This window comes from Lacimicrobium alkaliphilum (assembly GCF_002591895.1).
GTDB lineage: Bacteria > Pseudomonadota > Gammaproteobacteria > Enterobacterales > Alteromonadaceae > Lacimicrobium > Lacimicrobium alkaliphilum.
Genome location: NZ_NISX01000010.1, coordinates 77,987 through 96,542, shown reverse-complemented (window position 1 = coordinate 96,542; position 18,556 = coordinate 77,987). Strand labels below are relative to the sequence as shown.

At 49.6% G+C, this 18,556-nt stretch carries 13 protein-coding genes and 1 tRNA gene; 6 read left to right on the top strand and 8 right to left on the bottom strand.

Annotated features, from left to right (window positions below):
• Nucleotides 1-79 precede the first annotated feature (79 nt).
• Both CDA54_RS11150 and gloB read right to left on the bottom strand, forming a co-directional pair.
• The gene (locus CDA54_RS11150; RefSeq protein WP_099035094.1) at nucleotides 80-1,738 is read right to left on the bottom strand and encodes a lytic transglycosylase; all 1,659 of its coding nucleotides are present in this window, start codon (nucleotides 1,736-1,738) and stop codon (nucleotides 80-82) included.
• Between the two features lie 160 nt (nucleotides 1,739-1,898).
• The gene (gloB, locus tag CDA54_RS11145; RefSeq protein ID WP_099035093.1) at nucleotides 1,899-2,666 is read right to left on the bottom strand and encodes a hydroxyacylglutathione hydrolase; all 768 of its coding nucleotides are present in this window, start codon (nucleotides 2,664-2,666) and stop codon (nucleotides 1,899-1,901) included.
• 156 nt (nucleotides 2,667-2,822) lie between these two features.
• Here gloB and CDA54_RS11140 point away from each other — a divergent pair, with 156 nt between their 5' ends.
• Together CDA54_RS11140 and CDA54_RS19955 are read left to right on the top strand one after the other, a co-directional pair.
• Nucleotides 2,823-3,623 (top strand): class I SAM-dependent methyltransferase, encoded by an 801-nt coding sequence (locus CDA54_RS11140; RefSeq protein WP_099035092.1) that lies wholly within the window; start codon nucleotides 2,823-2,825, stop codon nucleotides 3,621-3,623.
• A gap of 36 nt (nucleotides 3,624-3,659) precedes the next feature.
• A complete protein-coding gene (locus CDA54_RS19955) occupies nucleotides 3,660-4,751 on the top strand; it encodes a methyl-accepting chemotaxis protein (protein ID WP_280523529.1) in 1,092 nt (363 codons plus the stop codon).
• Nucleotides 4,752-5,415: 664 nt separating this feature from the next.
• On the opposite strand, the gene metG is transcribed toward CDA54_RS19955, so the two are convergent.
• Nucleotides 5,416-7,464, bottom strand: coding sequence for a methionine--tRNA ligase (gene metG, locus CDA54_RS11130; protein ID WP_099035166.1), 2,049 nt, complete (start codon nucleotides 7,462-7,464; stop codon nucleotides 5,416-5,418).
• A gap of 87 nt (nucleotides 7,465-7,551) precedes the next feature.
• Here metG and apbC point away from each other — a divergent pair, with 87 nt between their 5' ends.
• The 4 genes from apbC (at nucleotide 7,552) to CDA54_RS11110 (ending at nucleotide 11,134) form a co-directional block, all read left to right on the top strand.
• Nucleotides 7,552-8,616 carry an iron-sulfur cluster carrier protein ApbC gene (apbC, locus tag CDA54_RS11125; RefSeq protein ID WP_099035090.1) on the top strand — a complete coding sequence of 355 codons (1,065 nt, stop codon included), beginning with the start codon at nucleotides 7,552-7,554 and terminating at the stop codon, nucleotides 8,614-8,616.
• Between the two features lie 286 nt (nucleotides 8,617-8,902).
• Nucleotides 8,903-9,496 carry a dCTP deaminase gene (gene dcd / locus CDA54_RS11120; RefSeq protein ID WP_099035089.1) on the top strand — a complete coding sequence of 198 codons (594 nt, stop codon included), beginning with the start codon at nucleotides 8,903-8,905 and terminating at the stop codon, nucleotides 9,494-9,496.
• Between the two features lie 531 nt (nucleotides 9,497-10,027).
• Nucleotides 10,028-10,104, top strand: a tRNA-Pro gene (locus tag CDA54_RS11115).
• A gap of 508 nt (nucleotides 10,105-10,612) precedes the next feature.
• Nucleotides 10,613-11,134 carry a PEP-CTERM sorting domain-containing protein gene (locus CDA54_RS11110; protein WP_099035088.1) on the top strand — a complete coding sequence of 174 codons (522 nt, stop codon included), beginning with the start codon at nucleotides 10,613-10,615 and terminating at the stop codon, nucleotides 11,132-11,134.
• Nucleotides 11,135-11,226: 92 nt separating this feature from the next.
• Here CDA54_RS11110 and CDA54_RS11105 read toward each other — a convergent pair whose 3' ends face one another.
• From CDA54_RS11105 to CDA54_RS11085, 5 genes are all read right to left on the bottom strand, one after another.
• Nucleotides 11,227-12,225: a YecA family protein gene (locus CDA54_RS11105; RefSeq protein WP_099035087.1), complete on the bottom strand. Its 999-nt coding sequence runs from the start codon at nucleotides 12,223-12,225 to the stop codon at nucleotides 11,227-11,229.
• Between the two features lie 129 nt (nucleotides 12,226-12,354).
• Nucleotides 12,355-14,748 (bottom strand): EcoAI/FtnUII family type I restriction enzme subunit R, encoded by a 2,394-nt coding sequence (gene hsdR, locus CDA54_RS11100; RefSeq protein WP_099035086.1) that lies wholly within the window; start codon nucleotides 14,746-14,748, stop codon nucleotides 12,355-12,357.
• Nucleotides 14,745-15,407, bottom strand: a complete 663-nt coding sequence (locus tag CDA54_RS11095; protein ID WP_218962398.1) for a virulence RhuM family protein — start codon at nucleotides 15,405-15,407, stop codon at nucleotides 14,745-14,747. Before CDA54_RS11095 ends, hsdR begins: the two co-directional genes overlap by 4 nt.
• Nucleotides 15,404-16,672: a restriction endonuclease subunit S gene (locus tag CDA54_RS11090; protein WP_099035085.1), complete on the bottom strand. Its 1,269-nt coding sequence runs from the start codon at nucleotides 16,670-16,672 to the stop codon at nucleotides 15,404-15,406. Before CDA54_RS11090 ends, CDA54_RS11095 begins: the two co-directional genes overlap by 4 nt.
• The gene (locus CDA54_RS11085) at nucleotides 16,669-18,171 is read right to left on the bottom strand and encodes a class I SAM-dependent DNA methyltransferase (RefSeq protein WP_099035084.1); all 1,503 of its coding nucleotides are present in this window, start codon (nucleotides 18,169-18,171) and stop codon (nucleotides 16,669-16,671) included. Before CDA54_RS11085 ends, CDA54_RS11090 begins: the two co-directional genes overlap by 4 nt.
• Between the last annotated feature and the right edge of the window lie 385 nt (nucleotides 18,172-18,556).

Below are 18,556 nucleotides of genomic sequence, written 5' to 3'. Positions count from 1 at the left end.
ATTATCAAGACCGCAGCCCGTATTGATGCGTAATTCATCACTCATAATTCAGCACTCATAATTTATATTCCCCTCACTATTATATTCTTGTCACATCCACATAGATTTTCAGTCTCTGACCGGGTTGCAGGTATTTGCTGCGGTTGAGTTGGTTCCAGCGTTCGATATCCTTGATAAGTACATTAAATTTCCCGGCTATTCGGGCCAGAGAGTCGCCGTTACGCACGGTATAAGTCAATGAACGCATTACCGCAGAATCTGATTGCTCAGGTGAGACTTTGTTCACCCAAATCACCAGTTTCTGACCGGGCATCAGCGGGTCGGTGGGCGCCATCGCGTTCCATTTGGCCAGACTACGCAGATTCACTTTGTACTGGCGGCTGATTTCCCACAGGCTGTCGCCGGAAACCACGGTATGGCTCAGCTTATGAGAAGCCCTTGGCTGAGACTGGGTCTGTGCCAGGCGCTGCCCTTCAGACAAACTGTAAGTTTCTAAAGACTTGAGGGCTACAGGCACTAACAGGTGATCGCCAGCTCTGATCATATTGCCGCGGATTTCATTCACCTGACGTATTACGTCTACTTCGGTGTGGTATTGCTTTGCCAGTTTTAGCAGGCTGTCACCGGATCTGACTTTATGTCTGACCCAGTTCAGTCGCTTGGAATCATCGATATCACTTAATGCGGCTACAAAGATATCTGCTTTTTGAGTTGGCAACAGCAGTTCGTGCTCCCCTTTGGGATCGGTAGCCCAGCGATTGTAGCCGGGGTTCAGTGCATGCAACTCTTTCAGGCTCAGTCCCGCCAGGTCTGCCGCCAGCGCCAGATCAATTTGAGAACCGACCTTTACCAGTGTGGTAACGGGTTTGTTTTCAATAGGTAGCCACTTTGCATTGAACTGTTCAGCGTTTTTAAGAATATTCGCCAGCGCCAGCAGTTTAGGCACATAGGCACGGGTTTCTCTGGGTAGATCCAGTGACCAGAAATCGGTTGGCTTATTTTGCCGCTTGTTCTTGCGAATTGCCCGCTGTACACGGCCTTCGCCGCTGTTATAGGCTGCCAGGGCATGCAACCAGTCACCATCAAAAAAACGGTGCAGGTATTGCAGATACGCCATGGCTGAACGGGTTGAGGCCATCACATCGCGACGCCCGTCATACCACCAGTTTTGACGCAAGCCAAAGCGTTTACCGGTTTCCGGAATAAATTGCCACATACCCGCTGCGCGGCCATGAGAATAGGCGAAAGGGTCAAACGCGCTTTCTACTATGGGCAGTAACACCAGTTCCATCGGCATTTTCTGTTTTTCAATTTCTTCCACAATCAGATACAAAAACGGGGCCGCCCGTTTGCTGACTCTGTCCATATACTCCGGGTGTTTGAGGTACCAGTTTTGCTGCGCTTTAACGCGCCGGTCATCGGGTACTTCGAAGCTCAGTTGCTGGCGGATGCGCATCCATAAATTGGTGATTTCCTGCACTTCTTCCGGTTGTTCGCTGATTTCCGGTTTGGGCTCAATAGGTGTGGCGATATCTTCAACCGGGTGAGTGATCGGAATAATGCCCTCCTGCGCGTTAGCACAGGTATCGGCATCATGCTCCTGTGTATCGCAGCCTTTTATTACATTAGCGGCAACTTCCAGTTCATTATCCAGTTGTTTTTCTGTGGTGCTCATTTCCTGCGTTGATATGCACGCCGACAGGCCCAGAGCAGGGAGTAATAAGAACAGTTTTTTCATATGCGCACGGCTTCTCTGTTTTTGTTTTATCGTTTTATATTTTTAATAGGTTGTGCACTTCTTGAGGACCATTGTCCAGTGTTAAAAGGTGCTGTTTTTCTGAGTTTATCATTATCTTTGTGATATCGCCTGATTAACCCCACGGGTTCTATTGTATCGGCTAAAAGTTGTCTTTCCAGCGTCTTATTTCCGTAAACACCTGTTCTGCGCTGGAGAGAGTTTTGCCGCTGTGCTGCTGCACGCTACTGACGATGGTCTTTGCTTGCGGTCGTAAGAAGGGATTGATACGCAATTCCTGACCGATACTCCCCGGCAGAGTGGGGTGTTTCTGCTGTCGTTGCTGCTTTGCCCACTGCTGGTATTGCTGGCGATCCTTGTTGTCGGGTTCAACAGCACAGGCGAAATCCAGGTTTGCCAGAGTGTACTCGTGGCCGCAATAAACAGCGGTATCCTCTGGCAGTCGGGCAAGCTTTTGCAATGATTTGTACATCTGCTCAGGTGTGCCTTCAAATATGCGACCGCACCCGACGCTAAACAGAGTATCCCCGCAGAACAGGCCAATATTTTCGCTGTAAAAAGCTATATGGTCGAGGGTATGGCCTGGTATTTCGAGCACGGTAAAGGTTTCGCTCAGGCCGGCCGGCTTGCAATGGTCACCTTCACCAAGGGGCACGGTTACTTGTGCAATTTTGTCAGAGACCGGGCCGAATATGTTGATCTCTGGGTAGTTCTCCATCAGCTTATCCAGTCCATCGGTATGATCCCAGTGATGATGGGTGATCAGAATATCCGTGAGTGTCAGCCCGCGCTCGTTAAGCAACTTGAGAACCGGATCAGCGTCACCCGGATCCACCACTACACAGCGATTTTCTTCAATCAGACACCAGATATAGTTATCTTTAAAGGCTGAAACAGGCAATACTTCCATTAGGGTTTTCTCCTGACAACTAGTTATAGGCGATTACAGCTACTGGCACTTTGAATCGATTACCGGCAAGCTGTAGCCTCTGATAGTATAGAAAGTAGCAACGATGACAACAGCCTCAGCCATGATAAAAAATACGTCTTCGGTGTCAGACGCACTATGAGACCGGCGCTAATTCCGCGACAGCCGCGCTACCCTGCCGACTGGCAGGCTATTCCCTGTGGGCCGGCTATTCGCAAAGAACTTGAACAGCTTTTGTCTGAGGCCAGTCGTCATTGGTTTGGTTACCATCTGGTTAAACTTGGAGCCCTGAGTGCTGCAATGGAATTTCCTGATTGCCCGATAAAACATCAGGTTGGAATTACTCTGAAACAGGCACAGGATAGCCTGGTAATGGCTAACTCCAGGGCATTGCCGCTGCTCAAACGCAGCATCGATGCGATGATTCTGAGTTTTGAGCTCGATTTTGCCCAGGACCCCCATCAGATCCTGCGCGAAGCCCACAGGGTGATGATGCCAGACGGACACCTGGTGCTGATTGGTTATAACCCCTTCAGCCTGGCGGGCCTGGCCAAATACATTCCCCTGCGTCGGGACAGCCTGTTACATGATGCCCGCTGCTTTTCCACCATGCGCATTAAAGACTGGTTACATTTGCTTGGGTTTGAAGTGATTCAGGAGCACGGCCTGGCACACAGCGAATTGTTATTTGAGCGCGGCCTGAAGCCTCAGAGCCGATGGCAGCGTTGGGCGTCGGAATATTGCGAGTGCCTGGGCTCAGTCTATGTGCTGGTGGCGAAAAAACGTGATATTCCGCTATCACCGCTAAAGATGAAGTGGAAACCCAAAGCGCGTTTCAGTCCCGCCGGTGCCGGTCTGCCAACCAGCCGGGTATCTTCGGAGAATGGGTGGCAGTGGCATAAAAATATTGCCGAAAAGACAAAAATCGCCGATAAATAGCAATCTTGATCAATATGTCAGTAATGGTATGGGATGATGTTTGGACTTTTTGGCAACAAAACACGTGAACAGGATTTACACAGAATAAAATCCCTGGGGCAGGAAAACCAGCACCTACAACAACGCATTACTGAGTTAGAACAACAACTGGCTCAGGCCAGCCACGATGCTGCTGAACAAAACAATAATGACGCTGACAGCCGCCAGGTTAGTGACATCTGGCTGGCAGGCCAAAGCCATGTGCAGGGCATTCGCGATGCACTGCATACCACAGCTGATGCGCTGGGCCACGAAAAAGAGCGTTTGGCTGGCCATGAGCAACTGTTCTCTGATTCGGCAGAAATTCTGGATGATACGGTTTCTGGTCTTAATCAGATTGACGATATCGCCGAACGGGGTGTCAATCATGCCACTGAGTTGTCCAGTCTGGCGGGGAATATCAGTAATTTTGTTGTGGTGATTAATTCTATTGCCGAGCAAACCAATTTGCTGGCACTGAACGCAGCCATTGAGGCGGCCCGGGCCGGTGAAAGTGGCCGGGGGTTTGCTGTTGTTGCCGAAGAAGTGCGTAACCTGGCCATGCGCGCCTCGGACTCCACCAAGGAAATCAATAATCTGGTGGAAAAGATCGAGCAGGGTACCCGCACTATCGAAGACAACATTAACGATGTTTCTCAACAGTCCAGAAATCTGGTGGAGAAAACCGGGCAGGTGCGTGAAAAAGTCAGCAATGTGCTGGAAATGTCTCACTCCATGCGTGAAGTAATCAACAGCTCCTCAGAGCGTGCCTTTCTGTCGACCACCCAGCTAGACCATCTGGTATTCAAGACCCAGGTATATGAAGGGGTGCTGGGCAGCAATCAGGTTAATGCCACTGATTTAGGTGATCATCATCATTGCAATCTGGGCCAGTGGTATCAGGGCGAGGGTGCAAAACGGTTTGGCAGTAGCAGTGATTTTAAAGCGTTGGACGCGGTGCATCGCAAAGTGCATGAATCGGGTAAAGCCGCGCTGGATGAGGGCCGCAACGGCGTCAGCAAAACAACCTTAAACAAGCTGCGGCAAATGGAAGAGGCCAGCGAAGAAGTGATGATGCTAATCGACAGGCTGGCCAACAGCGCCGGTTAGCAGGGCCCAATTTATTGGGCCATTGCATTACGCCACCTTTTTTTGGTCGAATAAATTCCATCCTTAGGTTCGCGAAACAATACATCCATGTATTCGCTTTCGACCCTTGTATCTCTCAGTGGTGGATGATTAGCTACCTTCTACCACGAAGGACACGAAAGGCACTGGATTTCCGCCAAAAAACATCCGGAAATGACGGTCGGTCATGCCCGAATGTCGTTGTCGGGCATCCAGCAGCCTTTAAATATTCAAACGCGCCACCGTTGTATTGAATTAAAGGTGCTGGACAAGTCCAGTGACCTTTAAATATTCAAACGCGCCACCGTTGTAATGAATTAAAGGTGCTGGACAAGTCCAGTGACCTTTGAGAAAGACAACAATAATCACAGCGGCACAGAGGCTGATTCTGCAATTCTCAGCGCCTCTGCGAGATCAAATACAGAGAAGCTGGGATCTCGCAGAGACGCAGAGATCGCAAAGAAAAGCATAAATTGGGTCAAACTTTGCTTTCTGTGCCTGTCGTGTGGTTCGAGGTAAAAAGCACTCAACCACAAAAAACACGAAAGTCACCAACAGGAAAAATAAAACCGGTTTGGGGTCATGTTCGTGCTTTTAGTGTCTTTCGTGGTGAACAGGGCTTTTCTTTGTTGGACTGAAGTCCAACCTACTTAACCCGCATGCCTGGCTGGGCACCTTCATGAGGCTCCATAATCCAGAGGTCTTTGCCGCCTGGTCCGGCGGCCAGTACCATCCCTTCAGACACACCAAAACGCATTTTGCGCGGTGCCAGATTGGCCACCATAACGGTCAGCTTGCCTTCAAGATCTGCCGGGTCGTAAGCTGATTTGATACCGGCAAATACCTGTTTGCTGTCGCCGCCTAAATCCAGTTGCAGTTTCAGCAGTTTGTCTGCGCCTTCAACATGCTCGGCTTTGCTAATACGGGCGATGCGCAGATCGATTTTAGCAAAGTCGTCAAAACTAATGGTGTCGCTGATCGGATCTTTCACCAGTTCGCTACTGGCGGCCGCCTGGCTGTCAACTGGCGGGTTGTTGCTGGTGGCCTGGAGATTCTCTTTAGAGGCTTCAATCATGGCATTGACCTTGTCGCTGTCTACACGTTGCATTAACGCTTTAAACGTGCTGATTTTATGGTTAGTCAACAGGTGCTGGCTGCTGTTCCAGTCAAGCGTATCGTTGAGAAACGCTTCTGATTTTTCTGCAAGTTCCGGCAATACCGGCTTTAAGTACACCATCAGAATCCGGAACAGATTGATACCCAGGGAGCAGACATCATGGGTAAACTGCTGTTTGCTTTCATCTTTGATGGTCACCCAGGGCGCTTGTGCATCGATGTACTGGTTGGCTTTATCCGCCAGGGTCATGATCTCACGAATGGCTTTGTTGTACTGGCGTTTTTCAAATGCCTGGGCGATGCCCTCTGAAGCCTGTTGAAATTCGGTCACCAGTTTGGGCTCTGCCACATTGAGTGACAGTGTGCCATCGAATTTTTTATTGATAAAACCGGCGCATCGGCTGGCGATATTTACCACTTTTCCGACCAGGTCAGAATTAACCTTGGAGATAAAGTCATCGAAGTTGAGATCAATGTCCATTACGCCATCTGACAACTTGCTGGCAAAGTAGTAGCGCAGGTATTCAGGATTGAGATGCTCCAGGAAGGTGCGGCCCTTGATAAAAGTCCCCTTGGACTTGGACATCTTGGCACCATTAACGGTCACAAAACCGTGTACATTAACGCCCGTCGGCTTTCTGAACCCCGCACCTTCAAGCATGGCGGGCCAGAACAGACAATGGAAATAGGTAATGTCTTTGCCGATAAAATGGTATAGCTCGGCCTCAGAGTCGGCCTTCCAGTATTCATCAAAGTCCAGACTGTGCTTGTCGCAGTAGTTTTTAAAGCTGGCCATATAGCCAACTGGGGCATCTACCCACACATAGAAGAACTTGCCGGGCGCGCCGGGTATTTCAAAACCAAAGTAGGGCGCGTCGCGGCTGATATCCCACTGTTGCAGGCCTTCGGCAAACCATTCCTGTAACTTATTGGCCATTTCTTCCTGTATCGCGCCACTTCGCAGCCAGCCTTTTAGCATGCCTTCAAACTGTGGCAGATCAAAGAAGTAGTGTTCAGAATCTTTCAGTACCGGCGTCGCCCCGGAGACCACCGAGCGTGGATTAATCACCTCAGTGGGGCTGTAGGTGGCACTGCACACATCACAACTGTCGCCGTTCTGGTCTTCGGCGCCACAACTTGGGCAGGTGCCTTTAATAAAACGATCCGGCAGGAACATTTCTTTTTGCGGATCATACAACTGACTGATCACGCGTTTGCTGATGTAGCCGGCATCATCCAGACGCTGGTATATCAGCTCAGACAATTCGCGATTTTCAGGGGAATGGGTAATGTAGTAATTGTCGTAATTGACATGGAAGTCGCACAAATCCTGATGATGTTCCTGGCGGGTTTGCTCCACCATCTGCTCGGGGCTTATCCCCAGTTCACTGGCTTTGAGCATGACCGGGGTACCATGGGCATCATCTGCGCACACGCTGTAGCACTGGTGGCCGCGTAGCCGTTGAAAACGGGTCCAGATATCCGTCTGAATGTGTTCCAGCAAGTGGCCAAGATGGATCGAGCCATTGGCATAGGGAAGTGCGCTGGTCACCAGAATTTTGCGTTGCGAGTCTGCCATATCCGCCTTAAGTGTTATCATCATTTAAGAGGCGCAGATGGTACCCAAATCTGGCCCTGAATGCACTATATCTAATAGGAATCCAAGGTGTTTTTTAGTTCCCGTAAAACAAAACCCGCTCATCCCGATATCAACCCGGTGCTGGCCGAATTTTTCAAACTTAAACCTGAGCAGACTGAGCGCTGGATCAGCGCGCAAAAGGACAGCGTGCTTATTAACCTGCCTTTTGCCTGTGATAGTCAGATTGAGCCCTTGCGCGAACAGCTGCTAAAAGTCCGGCCCGGTATCAAACTCACTTTAACCCAGAAAACAGCCTTCAGTGGTGATGCCCGGCGCGGTTTGCGCCAGATTCGTAATCTGGTGGCGGTTGCTTCGGGCAAAGGAGGAGTGGGTAAATCTACCACCACCATTAATCTGGCTCTGGCCCTTGTGCAGGAAGGAGCCCGGGTTGGCATTCTGGATGCCGATATTTATGGGCCGTCGATACCGATAATGTTGGGAAATCCGGATAAACAACCGGGCAGTGAAGACAATAAACATATGCAGCCTTTAGAGGCGCACGGGCTGGTGGCTAACTCTATCGGCTATCTGGTTCCTGCAGATGATGCAGCTATCTGGCGCGGGCCCATGGCCAGTAAAGCGTTGCAGCAACTGCTGAATGAAACCCTGTGGCCGGAGCTGGACTATCTGCTTATTGATATGCCGCCGGGCACTGGTGATATTCAGCTGACGCTGGCCCAGCAGGTGCCGGTATCCGGTGCTGTTGTGGTGACCACACCACAGAATGTTGCGCTGGCCGATGCACAAAAAGCCATTGCCATGTTTAATAAGGTGCAGGTTCCGGTACTGGGGGTGATTGAAAATATGAGTTATCACCAGTGCACTCAGTGTGGCTATAAGGAACATCTGTTTGCACAAGGCGGTGGCCAGCGAATCAGTCATCAGCATAAGGTTGACCTGCTTGGCGAGATTCCGCTGGATATTCATATTCGTGAATACACCGACCTGGGCAAGTCACTATTAAGCGAACAGGGTGACAGCCCCATTTCCCGTGCCTACGGCCACGCCGCAAGGGCTCTGGCAAAACAGCTCTATCTTTCGACTTTAGTGCAACCCCAGGCTATTGATGTGGCGATCAAGGGGGAGATGTGAGGGGGCAGGAGATTTCTCCCCTTTGGCATTTTGCACTAATCGGCAACAGGCCTTTAACCACGAACCACACGGAAAAGATATTTACCGCTAGGTCGCAGAGGACGCAGAGATTTGAACCTCTGTTTTCTCCGCGTTCTTCGCGTCTCCGCGGTGCAATGCTTTTCACCACGCTAATAACTGACGTCTGATAACTTTACGCCGGTATATATTGAATACTCAGGCCTGAGCGTGAATAATGAGCACCCTTTACGGACTTCTCCTTAAAGCAATGCAACCGGACCAATCCATGCGTTTATGTGACAAAGATATCAAAACCTGGCTTAAAGACGGCAAGATTCAGATCAGCCCCTCTCCTGAGGAAGATATGATCAGCGGGGTCACCGTGGATATCCGCCTGGGTAACAAATTCCGTGTCTTTGAGGATCATGCCGCGCCTTATATCGATCTTTCCGGCCCTAAGGAAGAAATGCAGGCGGCAATGAATTCGGTAATGAGTGACGAAATAGAACTGCCCGACGGTAAGGCCTTTTTCCTTCATCCCGGTGAGCTGGCCCTGGCCGTTACTATGGAGTCAGTGACCTTGCCCGGCAATGTAGTAGGCTGGCTGGACGGTCGCAGCTCTCTGGCGCGGCTGGGGCTGATGGTGCATGTGACAGCGCACCGGATCGATCCCGGCTGGTCAGGCAATATTGTGCTGGAGTTTTTCAACAGCGGAAAACTGCCGCTGGCACTGAGGCCAAAAATGAAAATAGGCGCGCTTAGCTTTGAGGTGCTGTCGGATTTTGCTGAGAAACCCTATAACGCCAGAATTGATGCCAAATACAAAGGCCAGGATGGCGCCATTGCCAGCCGCATCAGTTCCGATGAGAGACGCAACTGAGATAGCTCAAAAATACTGAGAGCGCCTGTTCAGTCCCGAAATTCAAATCACCAGTCAATACGCGGTAACGGGTGTTTATACCAATGCCTGCTACCGTGCTTTATCTGTTTTTTCGTGCGGTAACGCACATAGTCGTAACCAGGGAAGTGTTACCCTCTTCATCCTATCCTCAACGGAGAATCCATTGAAACAATGCAGTCAGATAAAAAACACCCTGCAGTACATCCCCAGACAGCAAGAAGAGCGCCGCCAGAGCGTTGTGAGCCCCCATTGGCCCAAAGCCTTAGTACAACCACCCTATAATAATACCCAAACTTTTGATGAGACAGGACTGCGCAGTACCCCGCAGTCCTGAATCACCGGTCAGACCGCTTTCTCAAAGCCCATGCTCTTTTGCGAACACCCCATCAGAATGATGAATTAACCGACAAATTCCGTGCGGTTGATTAAGGAATGGGCAAACAAACCGGTAAATGCCAACTCAGCATTGCAAAGCCCGGTAAAATAAGTACACTATGCAACCTCTTCGGTCGGCGTGTAGCGCAGCTTGGTAGCGCACTGTCATGGGGTGTCAGGGGTCGGAGGTTCAAATCCTCTCACGCCGACCAATTTCTCTTTTCCCCGCGATTATCTCAGTATTTTCAAATTAAACAGAACTATCGGAACCTTCGACATGAGCGCGCAGCGGTCAGTCGGAGTTCACTAAAACGCCGGGAGCGTTTTAGAACAGCTTTAGCTGGCCCGCAGGGCGGAGGGCAGGATGCCCGGAGTAAAACTCTCACGCCGACCAATTTATCTCTTCTCCAAAGATTGTCTCGACACCTTCAAAACATTCAGGTTCCAATGAACCTTCGACATGAGCGCCCAGCGGTCACTCAGAATTCAAAAAAAGACACTAAACAGCCATTGGCTGAGAGTTGCTGTGGATTTGACAGAGCATGACCGCATAAAATTGGCTCTACCCCATTATCAGCACTGTCTATTTTCTTTACAGACCATCTCTTGGGTAGTCCACAAAAACACTTAACTATTTGTAAAATATAGATAAAAAACCATGGCCCACTAATTGCTTAGTGTTAGTTACTTAAGTTTAGGTTGTATATAGCAGGAAGTATTATGAAAGTATTAAAGTTGGCTCTTTTTGGCGCGTTGATGGTAGTTGGTGGCTATGCGAATGCGGGTCTGATTTTTCAGGCCGGAAGCTATGCCTATTATGAAGATGATAGCGGATTAGAGTGGGTTTATGCTTCACCTTGTGCCGGCGTTGGTGGCTGTGGAAGCGATGTTACCCTTATTGATGGCTTCAGATTTGCTTCTGAGCTTGACTGGACAACAAGCTTTGCTGATTTGTCTGAACTGGTCGCGGCCTTTGATTTGAATAACTATAACAGCGCGGTATGTGCGTCAGCCTATTTTGGTTCAGGGTTCAACCATTGTGACCCGACAGATGTAACTGATGGCTATGTATGGGGCGCGCCTGTGGGAATTGCGGGGAGCGTCTCTTTGTCTCAGGGTGGTTTTGCTGAGACTTTCCTGGTGCGTGGTGATGTTGCTGTCAGCAACCCAATACCAGAGCCAGCCACGCTGTTCACTCTGGCATTAGGTTTGCTGGCGATAGGAATACGCAGAAAAGCCTGATCCATAATTATTTTGATAAAAAGCACTGAGTTAACTACTCAGTGCTTTTTTTATATCCAGGGAGGGATGGTATGCCGGGGTTGTCGTGAGCACTAGCCTGCAAAAGTGAAGCAATGTTTGAATAACGGCAGCAGTATTACCTTTCGCGGTATCCGAACCCCATCTGAGTACCTTTTCGGATCGATAGTGACAAAACCCCAGAACTGTAAAAACCGAACCACAAAACGTGAGCTTATCAACGCATCCAGCCGCTCTTGCGGCGAAAAATAGTCATCCTCTGGTACCTGCTTCAGCAAAGTGGGGAAGGCTCTGCACACTTCGTCAGTGAGCTTATCCACAGAGCCATGTGTTTGCAGGCGCCAGAGCATAAACAGCCAGAATGGCCGAAGATCAACATCATCTGGCCAGCTATCCAGATAGCCCCAGTTATACTGCTTAACGGCTGATTCTAACATGGGCAGAAAAAATGCGCCGAGCCCGTACAGTTGATACTGCTTCTGAGCGACTTTTTTCACATAAAAGCGCCCACTCTTCAGATAGATGATCCCCGCCAGCTCAGCTAACACCCGGGCATAATGCAGTGCGTTAAATTTGTCTTCATTACTACCGGTAAACTCGCTAATGCTGGGCTCAGTTTCAAACTGAGCAACGGCAAACCCGGGTAACAGTTCGCCTGCTTTTTTCACCAGTTTCGCCGGCAGATTGCCTTTAGTTGTCGCTTTTATCCAGCCGCCCTGCAAAATGGCTTGCTCAATGATCACAGCTAAATAACTCATCACCGGGCTGGTTGATAAGTCACCGGGCACACTGATGTTCACTCCGTCCAGTTCGCTAAACGGCGCATAGAGCCAGTTTTCCATTTGCGTGGGTGTCAGGCCACAAAAATCCTCAACAGGGCGATTATTGCGTTCGGCCATTTTATGCTGAGCAACCTGGTTCAACTCATCCAGGGTCAGGTCAGGGGTCATTCCCACTGTTTGTGCGATGTCATCAAACACTTCAGCATGCTGCTTTGAGATGACATCCATACAGCAGCGTTTATATTTTTTGCCACTGCCACAAGGGCAGGGATCATTACGTCCTGTTTTCATTCAGTCTCGCTCTTATCTTTCCAATTCATCGGCACTGGCCCCCTCAATCTTTGCGGGTTATTGTCTCTGGTTAGATTGTTCGGTGCCATTAGACCAGTACCCAGGTCTTTACCTATACCCAATCAGCCTTCAGTATAAATCCTGCTGAAATCCTACAAACACGTCGCGGATATTTTTCACTTCTCCGAGTTCGCGCACGGCATCGTGAAGGCTGTGGTATTTCAGCTCAATCAACTTTGGCAGTTTTTCCAGATCGAGTTCTTCAACACCGCGCTCTACATAATGGCCGAGTACAAACTGAAGAAACTCCTGTTGCCGGTAATCGTTGTAATGGCTGAAGATGGCTGAGCGGTGCGATTCGACACGCTCAGCGCGGCTCAAAGGCGAGTGATTAAAGGCAATATAGGCCAGCACATCATAGAGATCGCTTTTTTCGGCATTGATCATATTGCCGATCTCCCGCAGCTGCTCGCTCCCAAAACCACGCTCTTCCAGCCCTTCCAGCAGCTTTTTACGGGTGTCTGGCTGGCCCCATAGTTTGCGCAGCTCATCCTCATTTTTAAATAACTCAGGCAACTGGCCAAACAGACGTTCGATAAATTGTGCGGCTGACAGGGGTTTGCCATCCGGCCCCCAGAAACTGGTGGCGCTCATATGCTGGATCGTGCGGGCTTTACCATCGGCCAGTCTGATAACGGTTTTAATGCGCTTCTCACATTCACAAGGGTATTCACCGCAGTCAGGGCAGGGTTCGGGATCGGGTCGTTCACACTCACAGGGCGTCTGACCGCAAACCTTGCAAGGCCCGGGCGGCGTCACTTCACAGGTACAGGGAATATTGCCGCAGCGTTTGCAGGCTTCCGGCTCCAGCGGCTCACCGTCCCATTCCGGGTCATTAAAGTGCTCATAGGCCTTTACAAAGTCGTAGATGGTGAAATAGTCCTTACCATCAAACAGGCGGGTGCCGCGGCCGACAATCTGTTTGAACTCAATCATCGAGTTCACCGGGCGCATCAGTACAATATTACGGATATTGCGGGCATCCACCCCGGTGGAGAGCTTCTGCGAGGTGGTAAGAATAGTAGGGATGGTTTTTTCATTATCCTGAAACAGACGCAGAAACCGCTCGCCCTCGGCACCGTCATTGGCGGTCACGCGCACACAGTAATTCGGCTCGCTGCTGGTTTTGTTCTGGTTAATCAAATCGCGCACTGCCAGGGCATGTTCCTGAGTGGCGCAGAAAACCAGGGTTTTCTGGCGCTGGTCAATCTTGCTCATAAACAGCTTAACCCGGTAGGCTTCACGCTCTTTAATCTCAATTACCCGGTTAAAATCATCTTCGGTATAGCGCCTGCCTTCTTCTATTTCACCCTCAATGATGGTGTCATCTGAGGTGTATACATAATCATCCAGGGTGGTGGCAATCTGCTGCACCCGAAACGGGGTAAGAAAACCGTCGTTAATCCCTTCTTTTAACGAATAAACATACACCGGCTCGCCAAAATAGGCATAGGTATCGGCATTGTGTTTGCGTTTCGGTGTGGCGGTTAAACCCAGTTGCACCGCAGGCGAGAAATACTCCAGAATGCCGCGCCAGTTACTCTCGTCATTGGCCCCGCCACGGTGACATTCATCGATAACAATCAAATCAAAAAAGTCCGGCGGATATTCACCAAAACTGGGCTGTGCGTTGCCCTGAGCATCCTGGCCCGACATAAAGGTCTGAAAAATAGTAAAAAAGATACTGCCGTTTTTCGGTACCTGGCCTTTCTTGCGAATGATTTCAGGGTCAATGCGTACCAGTGCGTCTTCCGGAAACGCGGAAAAACTGTTGTAGGCCTGATCCGCCAGAATATTGCGATCGGCCAGAAACAGTATCCGTGGCCGGCGGTTAGGCTCGCGGCTTAAATTCCAGCGGCTGTGGAACAGTTTCCAGGCCAGTTGGAAGGCAATAGCAGTTTTACCTGTGCCGGTGGCCAGTGTCAGCAGTATGCGCTGCTCGCCCCCGGCAATGGCTTCCAGGGCGTTATTGATGGCATTGTGCTGGTAATAACGGGGCTGCCAGAAACCGCCTTTATCTTCAAACGGCACCTTACCGAAACGCTCACGCCATGAGCTTTGCTTAACGAAAGTCAGCGCCCATAACTCATCAGGTGTGGGGTAGCGATCCACATGGCCTTCCTTGCCGGTGTGCATATCAATCTGATAAATACCAACGCCATTGGTGGAATAAGTAAAGCGGGTTTGCAGGCGTTCGGCGTAGCGTTTGGCCTGGGCTACACCTTCGGTATCCGCCAGGCTTTTCTTTTTTGCCTCGATAACGCCCAGTTTCTGGCCTTTGTAAAACAGCACATAATCGGCAATATCCTGTTTGCCCCGTTTACCCGCACCCTGCAAACGCCCCAGGGTAATCACCTCGCGCCTTACCCGGCTGCCGTCCACCACACCCCAGCCAGCGGCTTTTAGTGCGGGATCAATCAGTTCGGCGCGCGTCTCTGCTTCATTAAGGCCAGCTTGGTTCACGGGTTATTCCTCGGCCGGGCGATTAAATCCTTCTTGAGGTTTGCAAGGGCGGTGCGGGCTTCATCGACACCAGGTAAAACACCACCGGCCTGAGCCCTTGGCTCGGTCAGCAAACCCTCATCGTAACGCTGCAACAGCAAAAAGGTGTGCGCATAGCGGGTAACAATATCCACCAGGCCGCGACCACTATCCAGCTGCAGTTCCGGGCTCTGGGCCGTTTTTCGTACCAGCTCCAGCGCCGCTTCCAGTTCCCGGGCGTTTTGTTCAAAACGCTGGCGGTTGAGGGTATAACCCTGAGTTAAATGCTCGCGCAGAATGCGGGTGGCCCATTTTCGGAACTGCACAGCACGGCGGGAATTGACCCGGTAGCCGACGGAGATAATGGCATCGAGGTTATAGTGTTCTATCTGTCGTGTGACCTGTCGTTTTCCCTCAGTTCGAACTGTTTCCAGAATGGAAACTGTTACCGCACGCTCCAGCTCACCATCCTGATAGATGTTCTTCAGGTGTTTGGATATCGCTGCTTTCTGCACATTGAATATGGTGGTCATCTGTTCCTGCGTCAGCCACACGGTATCCTGCCGGGTATCCAGCCGCACCTCGACGGACTGATCAGCATCTTCGTAAATAACAATGGGGCTCTGGTGCTCTTGCGTCATGCCACGGCCTTATCCATCGATTTGTCAGCCTTTGCGGTGAGTTCGCCGGAGAAGGCTTTTTGTAGAAGTGATTGTTTTAGTTCATAGAAAGAACTGAGCTTTTGTAGAAGTACATTTTCAAGTTCTCTTATAGCTTTCTCAATCTCATACAATTTACTCACAACATGATCTTGTTTTTCTCTCGGCCAGAGTGGTATTTCTATGCTTCGTACACTATCTTTCGTAATAGTGAGAGTCGCTGTTCCTTTAAGCTTAGACAGAATCTGAGCCTCGCCGTTTTTGGATTTCATGTACCTAAAGGCAAACTCATTGCTTATCTTGGTTTCGTTTAGGCGAATCAAAAACAAATTCATTGCTAACGAGCACGGCCTACTTATCTCAGGCATAAGGTATACCTTTCCTGCATTACCGATTTTGCTCATAATGATTTCGCCACCAAACACCTTGCTTTTTTCTAAAAAACCATAAGCATCTTTAGAAATGTAACGCATATCATTTTTGAAGTTATTTTCAAAATCTGTACTTCTTACCATCCATGCAAAATCCTCAGCATCTTTCAGCTCAACTTTTTCCTTTAGTTTTGAATATGCACCATTTGCATGGTAATCGGTAAGCACCTTGGTAACTTCACCTAGACAAATGACCTCATAACTCTCATCATTCGTAAGTAATCTTTCTTGAATCGACTCAAACAACTCACGGGCATTGGTGAGGTTTTTTTCGGTATTGGCTATGGCGGTATCGATACCGGCAAAGGCTTCGTCAAGAATGGCGACGATGCGTTTCTGTTCTTCAGGTTCTGGCAAAGGAATCTTATGGTTTTCGATAAACTCTTTCGGCACACGCTTATGACCAACAGCACCAGTCATTACTTTTGCACCAGCGTCTCTAAATGAATCCTGTGACAGAAAGTAAAATAGATATTCTGGATCTATTTCGCCTTTTGAACGAAAAACAATATACTCACTTGACCCAAAACCGATTCCGTTTTTAAGCCCTTGAGCAATACCAAGCTTTCCGTTCTCAAAACATGGAGTTATTTTCGCAAGAAGAACGTCATTATCTCCAAAATAGGTATAGCTACCCACCACTTCCCTCAGAGCCTTCGTCTCTTTATTGTTCAGCCATTTTTGCCTGACTCCAAGATCATTCATAGGCACAAACGATACAAGGTCAGATTCTTCGAGTAATTCCTTAGCTTCTTTTTTAGGCGGCTTTATTTGGCAGACTTCAGCTAGCTTTTTTGTTTGCCAGACTGTTCTCATAACATCCCCCGAATCCCTTCCAGAATTTCCACGCTTTCCGCATCCAGGGTTTCAATCTCGTTGATAATCACTTCCGGGTCGCGTAGCGGCTCTTGTTCTGCCTTATTGGGGTTTTTCACCGACAGATCAAAGCTGGCCGGGTCAATATCATTGATACTGACACTCCAGGAAGCATCGGAATCGGCAAAGCTTTGCTGTAGCTGTACAAACGCTTTCAGGTCGTTGTCGTTAAGGGGGTTGGTTTTGCCCAGGCTGCGGCCGGGGTCGAGATGGTAATACCAGATATTACGGGTGGGTGCGCCTTTTTCAAAAAACAGTACCACGGTTTTTACCCCCGCACCGAGGAAGGTGCCGCCGGGGCAGTCCAGAATCGTATGCAGGTTGCAGCTTTGCAGCAGTTCATGCCGAAGCGCTTTGGAGGCATTATCGGAATTGGACAGAAAAGTGTTTTTAATCACCACCGCAGCACGGCCCCCGGCTTTAAGGTTTTTAATAAAGTGCTGCAGAAACAAAAAGGCGGTTTCGCCGGTTTTAACCGGGAAGTTCTGCTGCACTTCTTTGCGCTCTTTGCCGCCAAAGGGAGGATTGGCCAGAATCACATCGTAGCGGTCTTTTTCCTGAATATCATCGCTATGGTTGGCAAGGGTATTGATATGAATAATATTGGGCGCTTCGATGCCATGCAGGATCATATTCATAATGGCGATAACATAAGCCAGGCTTTTCTTTTCTCTGCCGTAAAAGGTGGCGGTTTGCAGGGTGTTGAGCTCACTGGTGGTAAGATTTGCGCCTTTGCCGCTGTTACCATTTTCTCCACTGGCTGCATGATTATAACCGCCGTGGCGCAGGTATTCGTAGGCTTCACAGAGAAAGCCCGCCGAGCCACAGGCACCGTCGTAAATGCGTTCGCCGATTCTGGGATTTATCACCTGGATCATGGCGCGGATCAGCGGCCGCGGGGTGTAATACTCACCGCCGTTGCGCCCGGCATTGCCCATGTTCTTGATCTTGGCTTCGTAAATATGCGACAGCTCGTGCTTTTCTTTTTGTGAGTGAAAGCGCAGGGCGTCGATATATTCCAGCGCATCACGCAGCGAGTAGCCGCTGGTGAAGCGGTTTTTGATCTCACCGAAGATCTCACCGATTTTGTATTCGATGGTATCCGGGCCGCTGGCCCGTTGTTTAAAACCCTGCAGATAAGGGAACAGCTCACGATTAACGTAATCAATCAGGTCATCGCCGGTTAGAGCGTTATTGTGATCAAAGTTACCTTTTTCGTCTTTAGGCGCGGCCCAGCTGGCCCAGCGATGGCGGCCATCAATGATAAATTCATAGCTTTTACCCTGAAGCTCAGCCTGTAGGGCCTTGTTCTGCTCCAGATCGTCCAGGTATTTGAGAAACAGCATCCACGACGTTTGTTCGGTGTAATCCAGCTCGGTGGTACAACCGGCCTCTTTCCAGAGAACGTCGTCGATATTCTTAAAGGTCTGTTCGAACATTCAGCTTCCTGTTTTTATGTTTTAATGGTCCGTTGGGGGTATAACAGGTTTTTCAGGTTAGTGATAAAGCACCAGGTATTTCTGCCTGCCTCGGGCAAGGTGCTCTACCCAATAACCTGGCTATTAATATCACATCACCAGCTGAAATAGGAGCCTAAAACAGCGCAATAAACCTGCCTTTACGGCTTCATGTCGTTGCAGTGCCGGGCGTTGCTGAATGCTTGTCAGGGTTTAACTGCTGATTCAGGCCATTCTGAGCTTGTTAGTGATTTTTTGCTGTTGGTTCCGGTCAGCAAAAAGGGGCAATCCTTGTATCTACAGTAAATGGGCGGCTAACAGCCCATCTGAGCTGTCAGTGTGGGACTATCTGCCTGATATTATTGTG